This window comes from Cupriavidus lacunae, assembly GCF_003353055.1.
Taxonomy (GTDB): Bacteria; Pseudomonadota; Gammaproteobacteria; order Burkholderiales; family Burkholderiaceae; genus Cupriavidus; species Cupriavidus lacunae.
Genome location: NZ_QKWJ01000004.1, coordinates 117,106 through 129,571, shown reverse-complemented (window position 1 = coordinate 129,571; position 12,466 = coordinate 117,106). Strand labels below are relative to the sequence as shown.

Genomic DNA, 12,466 nt, shown 5'->3' with positions numbered 1-12,466 from the left:
GTGACTCGATTCTGCGCAGCGCTGGCTATCAAGTAAAATATGGAATTCGACTAGCACCTATAGGATTTTCTGATGCGTGTCTCCTTGCGGCTGCTGCGCTACTTCGCCGCGGCGGCGGAAACGGGCAGCACCACGGCGGCGGCGCGGCTGCTGAATGTCTCGCAGCCCTCCATCTCCGTCGCCATCCGCGAACTGGAGACGCTGTTCGAGGAAGCCCTGTTTGCCCGCGATGTCGGCGCAAAGATGACCCTGACCCGCTTCGGCGTGCGCAAGCTGGCCGAAGCGCGCCACATCCTTGGGGCGGCCACGGCCTTTGAAGTGGACAAGAGCGGCGATGCCGCGGCGGGCGAAGTGCAGATCGGCGTCTTCCGCACGCTGGCCCCGGTCTACCTGCCAGTGGTGCTGCGCCTTGCGCGCGAGCGTTATCCAAGGCTGGCGGTACGCTTTGTCGAAGGAGACCTCGCCCAGCTGGAAGACTGGCTGCATGGCGGCCAGATCGAACTGGCGCTCACCTACGACGTAGGCATGCCCGACGACATCGAGCGCGAACTGCTGGCAGAGCTGCGGCCCTACGGCCTGCTGCCCGCGGGCTCGCGGCTGGCCAGGCGCAAAGGCAGCGTGTCGCTGCACGAGCTGGCGCAGGAACCGCTGATCCTGATCGACCTGCCGCACAGCCGTGAATTCCTGATGGCGCCGTTCTGGCAATTCGGGCTGCAGCCCGAGGTGCGCTACCGCGCCACTTCGCTGGAACTGGCGCGCGGCATGGTGGCGAACGGACTGGGCGCGGCGCTGCTGATCACGCAGGCGCCCGCGTCCTCCCAGGTCAGCGCCGTCGTGGAAAAGCCGATACGGGAAGACACCGTGCGCCAGCCGCTGGTGATCGCACGCACGGCCCGTGCGGCCCGCACCCGGGCGTCAGAGTTGCTGGCCGAATGCGTGCGCGCGGCTGTGGAAGAAGCCACCGCGGCAAGAACCCGCCCGCTCAAACCCGGAGCCTGACCCCGCTCTCACCGCCGTGCGTGGCGGCATGCCGCGACTGTGATAGCGTTGACCCTTCCGACTTACCGCCACCCATGACCGATTTCGACGCCGACGCCCTCAAGCGGCTGGTCACCGTCACCATGCCCTTTGGAAAGCACAAAGGCACGGTGATCGCCGACCTGCCGGGCAACTACCTGAACTGGTTCGCCCGCGAGGGCTTCCCGCCGGGGCAGATCGGCGCGCTGCTGGCGCTGATGCACGAGCTGGATCACAACGGTCTGTCGCATCTGCTCAAGCCGTTGCGCGGGCGCACGTAACGCCGTCAGTGCCTGAGCTCAGGTCCGCCAGGCGCCCTCGGCGAAAAGCCGGGCAGCCGATATTCTGCTGCACCGCAGAATGACCGCGCCCCGCGACATCGCCTATAAGTATGCAACCGGTTTCACGCCACGTGAGGCGGATAAAGACGCCCCGCGTGGCCAGGCGCCTCGCGCGCGCCCCGCTTACGACCCACACCACCCGGCCGCTCCCCTCGGCCACGCATACGACAGGAGGCATGACTCATGCGCTGGAAGCAACGTCCGCAAGGTTCGAACTGGGGTGACTTCGGCCCCGATGACCAGCTCGGCCGCACCAACCTGATCGGCCCGGAACAGGTCGTCAAAGGCGCGCGCGAGGTGCAGGCCGGTATCAGCTTCTGCCTGTCGCTGCCGCTGGACTACCCTGGCGGCAGCAAGCTCAACCCGCGCCGGCACCCGCCGGTGCTGCGGCCCACCTTCCGCGACGACACGCCCTACACCAATTTCCCGCTGGCCAAGGTGGACCCGGCCGCCACCGATGTCATCAGCGACGACCAGGTGCTGCTGTGCCTGCAGTACAGCACGCAATGGGATGCGCTGGCGCATGTGGGCGCGCTGTTCGATGCCGACGGCGACGGCCGGCCGGAGCGCGTCTACTACAACGGCTATCGCGCCAACGAGCATATCGTCGGCCCGGTGGACTATGCCGAAGACGACAACTTCGCCGCGCACCCCTGCGGCCACGACCACAGCGCCGCGCACGCGCTGGGCATCGAGAACTTCGCGGTCAAGGGCATGCAGGGGCGCGGCGTGCTGGTGGACCTGGCGCACACCTTCGGCATGGACTTCCGCAATGTCGGCTACGACGACCTGATGCACGCGCTGGAGGCCGGCAAGGTGGAAGTCGAACGCGGCGACATGCTGCTGCTGCGCACCGGCTTTGCCGAGGTGGTGCTGTCGATGCAGCGGGAACCCGACGAAGCCGTGCTACACCACAGCTGCTGCGCGCTTGATGGCCGCGACGACAAGTTGCTGAACTGGATTACCGATGCCGGCATCGCCGCGCTGATCGCCGACAACTACGCGGTGGAACGCTATCCGGCACGCCCCGCACCCGATGGTGACAAAAGCCACCCGCTGCTGCCGTTGCACCACCACTGCCTGTTCAAGCTGGGCCTGCCGCTGGGCGAGCTGTGGTACCTGCGCGAACTGGCGGACTGGCTGCGCGCCAACGGCCGCACACGCTTCCAGCTGACCGCCCCGCCGCTGCGCCTGCCCGGCGCGGTGGGCTCGCCGGTCACGCCCATCGCCACAGTTTGAGCCAACAACAATAGACCAGGGAGACACCATGAACCATCGCCACGCGATCCGCCGCATTGCCGCCAGCGCCCTCGCCTTCGCCGCGGCGCTTGCCTGCGGCAATGCCCCAGCCCAGCCCAGGGCCGCCGTCTCCGACGACGTCGTCAAGATCGGCATGCTGCTCGACATGAGCGGCCTGTATGCCGATGTCACCGGCCGCGGCAGCGCCACCGCCGCGCAGATGGCCATCGACGATTTCGGCGGCAAGGTGCTGGGCAAGAAGATCGAGCTGGTGGTGGTCGATCACCAGAACAAGGCCGACATCGCCGCCAACAAGGCGCGCGAGTGGTTCGACACCGCCAATGTCGACGCCATCCTCGACGTGGCCGCGTCGGCGCCGGCGCTCGCGGTGCTGGAGGTGGCCAAGCAGAAGAACCGCATCGTGGTGTTCTCCGGCCCGGGCACCGAACGCATCACCAACGACCTGTGCACGCCGGTGTCAGTGCACTACGCCTATGACACCTACGCGCTGGCCAACACCACGGCGCGCGCCATGGTGCAGCGTGGCGGCAAGACATGGTTCTTCCTGACGGCGGACTACGCCTTCGGGCACACGCTGCAGGAATCGGCCACCGCGGTCATCAACGAGACCGGCGGCAAAGTGCTGGGCGCCGCGCGCCATCCGCTGGGCACCAGCGACTTTGCCTCCTACCTGCTGCAGGCGCAGGCCAGCAAGGCCCAGGTGGTGGGCCTGGCCAATGCCGGCGGCGACACCGTCAACGCGATCAAGGCCGCCTCGGAATTCGGCCTGACCCGCAACAACACGCAGCGCATGGCGGGCCTGCTGCTCTATATCAACGATATCCACGCCATCGGCCTGAAGACCGCGGCCGGGCTGGTGCTGACCGAGGCTTTCTACTGGGACCTGAACGATGCCACCCGTGCCTGGTCGCGCCGCTATTTCGACAAGCTCAGGAAGATGCCCAACATGAGCCAGGCAGGGGCGTATTCATCGGTGACGCACTACCTGAAGGCCGTGCAGGCTGCGGGCACCGACGAAACCGCGGCGGTGATGAAGAAGATGAAGTCGATGCCGATCAACGACTTCTTCGCCAGGAACGGCCGCATCCGCGAAGACGGCCGCATGATCCACGATATGTATCTGTTCGAGGTCAAGACGCCGGCCGAATCCAAGTACCCGTGGGACTACTACAAGGTGCTGGCCACGGTGCCGGGCGAGCAGGCGTTCATGCCGGTGTCGAAGTCGCAGTGTCCGCTGCTCAGGCGTTGACGGCGGCCCTGACAGGGAGGCCTGAGCGGTCTATGAACCGCGCAGCGAAGGTTTCTGACAAGCACAAAGCACAGGTTGTATTCAAGAAATACAACCTGTGCTTTGTAATGAGCAGTTGAGCCCGGGCAAGCGTTCGGCTTTCCGCTACCGCTAATCCCTGGTCAGGTTCTCCAGCCACAGGCTCATCAATCCGGCACGGCCCCTGACGCCGAATTTCCGGAAGATGCCGGTCACATAGGAATGGGTCGTTGAAACCGCCAGCCCGAGGCGCTGGGCGATCTGCTTTTCCGATGCATCGGTCAACAGCAGCCGCAAGACCTTCTGCTCGTGGGGTGCCAGCGGCACCGACGAAAGCGCCAGGCCCAGGTCCAGCACGCGATCCTTCTTCAGCGCCGTGATATCGCGGGCAACCCCGACCCGCAGCCGTTCCGACTGGAGCCATCCGGCAGACCACATGATATGGACGGCACTGCCGTTCTTGTGGCGATAACGGTTTTCAAAGCCGATCCGCTTCTGCCCGGACATGACCTGCTTGGCCTCGGCAATGGTCCGGTCCTGGTCTGCAGGCATGACGAGATCGATGACGTACTCGCCCGTCATATCCCTCGGCTTATAGCCAAAAATGCCCTCGCAGGCCGCACTGACATACTGGATGCGGCCGCCGGTGTCGACCAGGAACACGGCGTCCAGCAGTTGGTCGGCAAACCCGGTGATGTCTTTTCCGATCTCGATACTCATGGCAGTCCAGACCCCCCGATACTGGCGCTTTGATTAGCCCCTTCGGCCCGCCTCACCCGAACGCGGGTCAACGTGAAGACTAGACCACGCGCCAGCGCATGTACAGTGCTGGCATCGATAAAACCGTGCAAGGCTCGCAAGCCGGAGAGCCTTTAATGGCGCCGCTCAAGCCCATGCGCCTTGAAAGGCACCCTGCTGATTAGCAGGGTATGACTTTTGTACGGTTTCGATACCATCATGGCCATCATTTGCCCGCACTTCGGCCACATAACAATGGCCCCGCCAGGGGCTTCCAAAGCCGTATTCCACGAGAGTCGGGGCAAATGTGCCAAGCCTCGGCATTGCCTGCCTCTTGCGAGGGGCGAGTCGAGGTCAGGAGGGGAGCGGCCCGGCCCGCTGACAGAGGTGGCAGCGGCCTCTGTCAGCGGGGTCCGTGCAACGCCGCGGCAATGCCCCCCGGCCGTACCTGTTCGGCGCCAGCCCTACACCCTCATCTGGTTCGCGCGACGCGAAGCAGGTTTTCCTTCATGCGGTCACCGCCCGCACAATCCGGACGACGGCGTGGTCCGGAGAAACCGAAGGCCAGGGAAGCCACATAATTCGTGTAGGCTTACGCATTCCATTCCCTTCCGTTTGCCCGCAAACCGTATCGGTTTAAAAAAATGAAGAACCCGATGCCTACTTATGTCCCCGAACCGCAAGCCGTTTCCGGCACCGTCACCCGCAGCGCGATATTCATCGTAGCGACGCTCAATGACGGCGACGCCCACGCCGACACCATCCGCGCGTGGTGTGCCGACGTTGCCGCCCTGGTGCGCGCCGTCGGTCATCGCGTGCCGGGCGGCAACCTGTCCTGTGTCTGCGGCTTCGGCTCCGATGCATGGGACCAGCTCTTCGGCGGGCCCCGTCCCGCGGCACTGCATCCCTTTCGGGAGCTCGGCACCGGCGAGCGCGTCGCCGTCGCAACGCCGGGCGACCTGCTGCTGCACATCCGCGCCGAATCGATGGACCTCTGCTTCGAGCTTGCCACGCAGCTGCTCGGCAAGCTCGGCGATGCGATCCAGGTTGTCGACGAGGTGCACGGATTCCGCAACTTCGACATGCGCGCGATGATCGGCTTTGTCGATGGCACCGAGAATCCGGCCGGACGCGAGGCGACCGATTTCACGGTGATCGGCGACGAAGATGCCGAGTTCGCCGGGGGCAGCTACGTCATCGTGCAAAAGTACCTGCACGACATGGCCGGGTGGAATGCCCTGCCAGTGGAAACGCAGGAACTGATCATCGGGCGCAAAAAGCTGTCCGACATCGAACTGGACGAAGAGATCAAACCCTCGTCATCGCACAGTTCGCTGACGACGCTGGTCGAGAACGGCCAGGAAGTGAAGATCCTGCGTGACAATATGCCGTTCGGCCGCCCCGGCGCGGGCGAGTTCGGCACCTACTTCATCGGCTACGCCCGTTCGCCGGCGCCGATCGAAAAGATGCTCGAGAACATGTTCATCGGACTGCCGCCCGGCAACTACGACCGGCTGCTCGACTTCAGCAAGGCAGTCACTGGCAGCCTGTTCTTCATCCCGTCGGCCGACCTGCTCGAAGCACTGGCGGACCGCCAAGGCCCTTCTACCAGTGATGGTCATGCGGCGCCCGCACCGTCGGCCGCGCCGCACCGGGAAGGCTCATTGAATATCGGATCGCTCAAAGGGAACCGTCAATATGAATAACCTGCACCGCGAACTCGCCCCGATCACCAGTGCCGCGTGGACTCAGATTGAAGAGGAGGTGGCGCGCACCTTCAAGCGTTCCGTCGCAGGACGGCGTGTGACAGACGTGATCGGCCCCGGCGGCCCCGAACTGGCCAGCGTGGGCACCGGACACCTGCTGGACCTCGAGGCGCCGCTGCAGGGCGTCGGCGCGAAGCTGCGCGAGGTCAGGGCCCTGGTCCAGCTGACCGTGCCGTTCGAGCTCCAGCGCGAAGCGATCGACAGCGTCGAGCGCGGCGCGCGCGACGCCGACTGGCAGCCGGCCAAGGAAGCGGCCAGGCAGCTTGCGTTTGCGGAAGATCGCGCCATCTTCGACGGCTATCGGCAGGCGGGCATCGTCGGCATCCGCGAAGGCTCGTCGAATCCGAAGTTCACGCTGCCGGCCGACATCAACGACTATCCGAACGTGATCAGCGATGCGCTCGAGGCGTTGCGGCTTGCAGGCGTCGACGGCCCCTACTCCGTGCTCCTCGGCGCCGACGCGTACACCGCGCTGGCGGGCGCGCGCGACCAGGGCTATCCGGTCATCGACCACATCAAGCGGATCGTCAGCGGCGAGATCGTCTGGGCGCCGGCGATCAGCGGCGGCAGCGTAGTGTCGACCCGCGGCGGCGACTACGCCTTGCACCTTGGCGAGGATCTGTCGATCGGCTACAGCAGCCATACGGACCACGTGGTCCGGCTGTACCTGCGCGAAACGCTGACCTTCCTGATGCTGACGAGCGAGGCATCGGTTCCGCTCGAACTGTCAGGGCAAGCGGCTGGAAAGTAGTGGTTGCCGATCGCGCCGGCGCGGCCAGGTTCGGCGCGTCGGACTGACCGCAGCCATCCCCTGCTACGTCAGTTGATACTGGCGGTCTGGCAATGTCTCCTCGGGGATCTCGCGATTGGAGAGTTCCAGCAGCGAGCGCTCGATATTGCGTGCGATGGCATCGAGTGCCAGCGCATTGGGTGCCTCGCTGAATGGCTCGGAGACTTCGTCGGCGATCGCCTCCAGTGCGATCAGCGTGTAGGCGACAAAGACGCAGATGATCGGCGTGAACAACTCCGTCCAATCCACCAGGCCAAACGGCAGCATGATGCAATATGCGTACACGGTGCGATGAAGCAGCACCCCGTAGGAGAACGGAATCGGCGTGGATGCGATGCGCTCGCACCCGCCTACTGTGGTCGCCAGTTCGTTGATCTGGGCATCAAACATCCAGAGCTTGGTCTCCGAAATCATTTCACGACGGTGCAGGCGAGCGAGTCTGTGGCGGACCTCATAGAGAATTGCCGTCGGCTTGTAGCGCTTTGAGCGCAAGGCCTCCACCGCATCGCGCCCCAGAAGCCGGACAAGGTCGTGGGTCGGGTCCGTCTTGCGAAGCTCATGCTTCAGCGAATAGGCAAACGCAATCAGGCTATTGACCAGCTGGATTCGATCCTCGCTGCGGTCCTCGGGGACGTAACACAGTATCTGCGACGTGAGCGAGCGTGAGGCGATCAGCACGTGCCCCCAAAGGTAGCGCGCTTCCTTGAAGCGCTCATAGCTGGCATTGTTCCGGAACGCCAGAAAGATGGTCAGCGCCACGCCAAAGAGGGTCAACGGGGCGGTATTGAGCGGGATCTTTTCACCCAGTATGCGCCCGTGGGTCAGGACCGCGAAGCCGCTGACAAGAGCCAGGAAGAGCAACTGCGGGATGATGGTCTGCAAAACGGACCCGCTCCATACGAAGAGCATGCTGAACCAGTTTCTCTTTGGCCGTACGATCATGTTTTATTGTGCAGAAGCTCTTATTTCATTACGAACCGCATAGAAGTCTGGAAAGCCCGCCCGGATCACGTCACCTCCGAAAGCAACACACGTACGGGAATCGACTTGTAAGAAGGCGTCCCGCTTTCCTTGTCGATGTAGTCCAGCGGCACCAGAACGTTTGCCTCCGGGTAGTACGCCGCGACCGAACCCCGCGCGATATTTGCGTAAGCGATCGCCGTGATCTTCTTCAGGCGCAGTTGCCTGCCGGTCACGATGGTCTCGATGTCGACCAGGTCGCCATGCTCCAGTCCGCGCGCAGCCATGTCGTCTTCGTGCATGAACAGCACATCGCGCCGCCCGAATACGCCTCGATAGCGGTCATCCAATGCATAGATCGTGGTGTTGTACTGGTCGTGGCTGCGGATCGTCATCAGGCGCAGGACATTTTCTCCGCCAAGCACATCGGCGTCTTCCTTCACCCCGCCATACACGGAGAACATCGCCTTCCCGGTTGGCGTCGGCCACTTGCGCTCGGTCGGCGGCAGTGGCAGGCGGAAGCCACCCGGCATCCTGATGCGTGCATTGAAGTTCTCGAATCCGGGCACGGTCTTCTCGATCAGGTCGCGGATCTTGTCATAGTCCGCCACCAGGTCCAGCCATGGGACCTTGCTGTTCGGCAGCGTCGCGTTGGCCATGCCGGCCACGATCGACGGCTCGGAACGCAGTTCCTCAGAGGCCGGCGTAAGCTTGCCGGCCGATGCATGGACCATTGACATCGAGTCCTCGACCGTCACCGACTGTGGCCCGCTCGCCTGGACATCAAGCTCCGTGCGACCGAGGCACGGCAGCAGATACGTCTCCTTCGCCACCAGCAGATGCGAGCGATTGAGCTTGGTGCCAATATGGACGCTCAGATCGAGCCTGCCCATCGCGGGAAAGGACTGTTCGGAATCGGGCAGCGCTACCGCGAAGTTTCCGCCCAGGCAAATCAGGGCCTTGGCCCTGCCGTCTATCATTGCCTGCATCGCCTTGACGGCATCATGTCCATGCGTCTGCGGCGGCTTGAACCCCAATACATCCTCGATCTGCTTAAGGAAGCTGTCCGCCGGCTTCTCGGTGATGCCGACCGTTCGATTGCCCTGCACGTTGGAATGGCCGCGCAATGGACAAATGCCAGCCCCGGGCTTGCCAAAGTTTCCGCGCAGGAACAGCAAATCGGCAATCAGACGGACATTGGCCGTGCCCTTGTTGTGCTGCGTGACGCCCATGCCATAGGTGACGATCGTCGCATTCGATTTCGCGTAGAGGTCGGCCACTTGCTCAAGATCCGCGCGGGCGAGCCCGCTTGCTTTCTCGATGTCTTCCCACGTCGTGGCTGCCAGGTCCGCGGCAAATGCGTCGAAGCCTTCGGTATGCACCGCGATGAAATCACGGTCCAGAATATCTCCCCGATCGGCATCCATGGCCAGGAGGGCCTTCATGATCCCCTTGAGGGCGGCCGCGTCTCCGCCGGCGTCGACCTGATAGTAAGTCGAGGCGATCCTGGTCGAGCCGTAAGTCGCCATTTCAAGCCAGTTCTGGGGATCCGCGAACCGTTCGAGCGCGCGCTCGCGCAGCGGATTGAACACGACGATGGGGACATTGCGCCGTGCGGCTTCATGAAGCGTTCCCATCATGCGGGGGTGATTGGTCCCGGGATTGTGGCCGATTGAGATAATAAGCTCGCAACTGTCGAAGTCCTCCAGAGACACCGTGCCTTTGCCGATACCGATTGACTGCGGCAAGCCCACGCTGGTGGGTTCGTGGCACATGTTCGAGCAATCCGGGAAGTTGTTCGTGCCATATTCCCGCGCGAACAGCTGGAAGAGAAAAGCTGCCTCGTTCGATGCCCTGCCCGAGGTATAGAACTCGACCTGGTCAGGCGACAGCCCACGCAGGATTTCGCCGATTCGGGCGAACGCAGTGCCCCAGTCGACCGCCCGGTACGTGTCAGTGGAGCGATCGTAGACAAGCGGATGGGTAAGCCGCCCCATATCCTCCAGCTCAAAATCCGATCGTTGCAGCAGCGACGACACCGTATTGCTTTCAAAGAACTCTGGCCGCACCCGCTTGCTGGTCGCTTCCCAGGTGACGGCCTTGGCCCCGTTCTCGCAGAACTGGAACGTGGACCTGTGCTCTTTGTCAGGCCACGCGCAGCCCGGACAATCGAAACCATCGGGCTGGTTGGTCCGAAGCAGCGTGATCGGAGCCTTGACGCTATCCATCTGCAGTCGGATGGCCTGGGTCGTTGCGCGAAGCGCACCCCAACCACCAGCGGGTCCGTCATACGGCCTGATGCCGGGCACTTCCCGTCGAGTCGCCATGTCTGCTCCGTGAACGTGAACCACCCCCTTGGGCGACTGCCGCCTGTGCCGCAAGGCGAGCTTTTCATAACAATAGACTCGGCCTACCGCTCGGCAAGTAGCGGTTACAAATAGCGCTCCCCTCCCCAATGCATGCCTGACAGCTCACAAAACCTCGCGGAGAATGGCTTATTCGATACGTGCCAGCGCAAGCGGCTGAACCCGGCTATTCTGGTTAGTCACAGGCTGGATTGCAGGCGTCGTGACCATGGCCTTGGCCGTGAAGTTGCCAAGGCTTTTCATGACCGCGACTGCCCCCCGGCAGGCCGGGTTTTGTTCTCGCGGAGAGGCGATGAGGCGGGATTTGCCAGCTGAAGGCAGCAGCGCCGGCATGGAAGATGTCCCGGCGCAGCGCACGGTCGGGGTCAGGCGCTGGCGTCACGGCACGGTGACGGCCGAGGACGACCGCCTTGCCGAAGAGGCACCGGTCGCGCTCGAGTACAACGGCATCTCGCATGCGGTAATGCTGGCCACGCCTGCCGACCTCGATGACTTCGCCATCGGCTTCAGCCTCAGCGAAGGCATTGTCGACAACGCGCGCGAGATCTACGGCATCGACGTGGAAGCGGGCGGCAACGGCGTGACTGTCAAGTTAGAGATCGCCTCCGCCGCCTTCGCCAGGCTGAAGACCCGGCGTCGCGCGCTGGCGGGGCGTACGGGCTGCGGCCTGTGCGGCACTGAGTCTCTTGACGACGTCATGCGCGTGCCGCGGCCGGTGCAGAGCACGGCCAGCTTCGACCCGTCTGTCTTCGACGCGGCTTTCGCCGCCTTGCACAACCGCCAGACGCTGCTGCGCGATACCGGAGCCACTCACGCGGCGGGATGGCTACGCGCGGATGGCACGCTGGTCCTGGTGCGGGAAGACGTGGGGCGCCACAATGCGCTCGACAAGCTGGCGGGCGCACTATCGAGCGGCAATGAGGATACAAAGACCGGCGCGGTCATTGTCACCAGCCGGGCCAGCTACGAGATGGTCCTCAAGACGGCATCGATCGGCGCCGGGATTCTTGCCGCGGTGTCCGGCCCGACGGCGCTGGCCGTGCGGATGGCGGAAGCCACTGCGGTAACGCTGGCCGGCTTTGTGCGCAGTGGCAGCCTGGTCGTCTATACACGTCCCGAACGCCTGCGGATTGCCTAGGCTGCCGGTCACACCCCCGGGTCCCGTCGCCTCCTGGTCGAACGCGACTTCCGCCCGAAGACTCACCGGGTCGCGCCCGACTGTGGCATCGGGTTCATCCATGGATATCATTGTCGGATGACAAGACTCCTTCCCTGGCGAAGGTTCACCCGGATGACTGCTCTATGAACAGACCCGCCCGCTTCGCCATCGGCAAGCGCATCGCACCCGCACGCTTTCTGCTGTGCGCGGCCATATTGATTGTCGCGACCGTTGCCGCGGTCGCGCTTGGCGCGGATCCGCGCATCGCCCTGCTGATCGGCTTCGATCTCGCGGTTCTTGTCTTCCTTGCCGCCGCGCTGCCGCTGTTGCGCGCGGATCCCGCGGCCATGCGGCGCACGGCGGAGGACAACGATGCCAACCGCGTGGCGTTGCTTGCGATCACCGTGCTGCTGTCGATGGTCGTCCTGGTCGCCATCGGCACGTTGATCGCGCGCCCCGAAAAACCGCACTGGGCCGACATTGTGCTGATCGTCTCCACGCTCATCCTGTCGTGGCTGTTTGCCAACACCGTTTTCACGCTGCACTACGCGCATCTCTTCTACCTCCAGACCGCCACCGGCGACCAGGGCGGGCTGCAGGTGCCGGGCGTGCAGGAGCCCGACTATTGGGACTTTCTTTACTTCAGTTTCACGCTGGGCATGAGCTTCCAGACTTCGGACGTGACCATCGCCGGCGCACACATGCGCAGGGTGGCCCTGGGCCACTGCATGGCTGCGTTTCTTTTCAATATGGGGATTCTGGCGTTCACCGTGAACGCACTGGGCGGTTTATAGGCGACGTG

The 12,466-nt window shown here is 63.9% G+C and carries 12 protein-coding genes; 8 read left to right on the top strand and 4 right to left on the bottom strand.

Annotated elements, in window-relative coordinates; translation table 11 throughout:
* The first annotated feature begins 72 nt into the window (after positions 1 to 72).
* From DN412_RS05495 to DN412_RS05480, 4 genes are all read left to right on the top strand, one after another.
* Positions 73 to 999, top strand: a complete 927-nt coding sequence (locus DN412_RS05495) for a LysR family transcriptional regulator (protein ID WP_115013579.1) — start codon at positions 73 to 75, stop codon at positions 997 to 999.
* Positions 1,000 to 1,073: 74 nt separating this feature from the next.
* Positions 1,074 to 1,298, top strand: coding sequence for a DUF3820 family protein (locus DN412_RS05490; protein WP_013952607.1), 225 nt, complete (start codon positions 1,074 to 1,076; stop codon positions 1,296 to 1,298).
* A gap of 243 nt (positions 1,299 to 1,541) precedes the next feature.
* The gene (locus DN412_RS05485) at positions 1,542 to 2,597 is read left to right on the top strand and encodes a cyclase family protein (RefSeq protein WP_115013578.1); all 1,056 of its coding nucleotides are present in this window, start codon (positions 1,542 to 1,544) and stop codon (positions 2,595 to 2,597) included.
* A 28-nt stretch (positions 2,598 to 2,625) separates the two neighbouring features.
* Entirely contained in the window at positions 2,626 to 3,867 is a 1,242-nt protein-coding gene (locus DN412_RS05480; RefSeq protein ID WP_115013577.1) for an ABC transporter substrate-binding protein, read from the top strand.
* Positions 3,868 to 4,017: 150 nt separating this feature from the next.
* On the opposite strand, the gene DN412_RS05475 is transcribed toward DN412_RS05480, so the two are convergent.
* Entirely contained in the window at positions 4,018 to 4,605 is a 588-nt protein-coding gene (locus tag DN412_RS05475) for a helix-turn-helix transcriptional regulator (RefSeq protein ID WP_078199689.1), read from the bottom strand.
* Positions 4,606 to 5,279: 674 nt separating this feature from the next.
* Between DN412_RS05475 and DN412_RS05470 the strand changes: the two genes are divergently transcribed.
* Entirely contained in the window at positions 5,280 to 6,329 is a 1,050-nt protein-coding gene (locus DN412_RS05470; RefSeq protein WP_115013718.1) for a Dyp-type peroxidase, read from the top strand.
* Positions 6,322 to 7,140 (top strand): family 1 encapsulin nanocompartment shell protein, encoded by an 819-nt coding sequence (locus tag DN412_RS05465; RefSeq protein ID WP_115013576.1) that lies wholly within the window; start codon positions 6,322 to 6,324, stop codon positions 7,138 to 7,140. The genes DN412_RS05470 and DN412_RS05465 overlap by 8 nt, the downstream gene beginning before the upstream one ends.
* 63 nt (positions 7,141 to 7,203) lie before the next feature.
* Here DN412_RS05465 and DN412_RS05460 read toward each other — a convergent pair whose 3' ends face one another.
* The 3 genes from DN412_RS05460 to DN412_RS43725 form a co-directional block, all read right to left on the bottom strand.
* Entirely contained in the window at positions 7,204 to 8,121 is a 918-nt protein-coding gene (locus DN412_RS05460) for a bestrophin family protein (protein WP_115013575.1), read from the bottom strand.
* Between the two features lie 65 nt (positions 8,122 to 8,186).
* Positions 8,187 to 10,466, bottom strand: coding sequence for an FdhF/YdeP family oxidoreductase (locus DN412_RS05455; protein ID WP_115013574.1), 2,280 nt, complete (start codon positions 10,464 to 10,466; stop codon positions 8,187 to 8,189).
* A 168-nt stretch (positions 10,467 to 10,634) separates the two neighbouring features.
* Positions 10,635 to 10,838, bottom strand: a complete 204-nt coding sequence (locus DN412_RS43725) for a hypothetical protein (protein ID WP_167471070.1) — start codon at positions 10,836 to 10,838, stop codon at positions 10,635 to 10,637.
* Between DN412_RS43725 and fdhD the strand changes: the two genes are divergently transcribed.
* Positions 10,798 to 11,643 (top strand): formate dehydrogenase accessory sulfurtransferase FdhD, encoded by an 846-nt coding sequence (fdhD, locus tag DN412_RS05450; protein ID WP_115013573.1) that lies wholly within the window; start codon positions 10,798 to 10,800, stop codon positions 11,641 to 11,643. The two genes, DN412_RS43725 and fdhD, sit on opposite strands and share 41 nt — an antisense overlap.
* A 110-nt stretch (positions 11,644 to 11,753) precedes the next feature.
* Positions 11,754 to 12,458, top strand: coding sequence for a DUF1345 domain-containing protein (locus tag DN412_RS05445; RefSeq protein WP_244222564.1), 705 nt, complete (start codon positions 11,754 to 11,756; stop codon positions 12,456 to 12,458).
* The last annotated feature ends 8 nt before the right edge of the window (positions 12,459 to 12,466 follow it).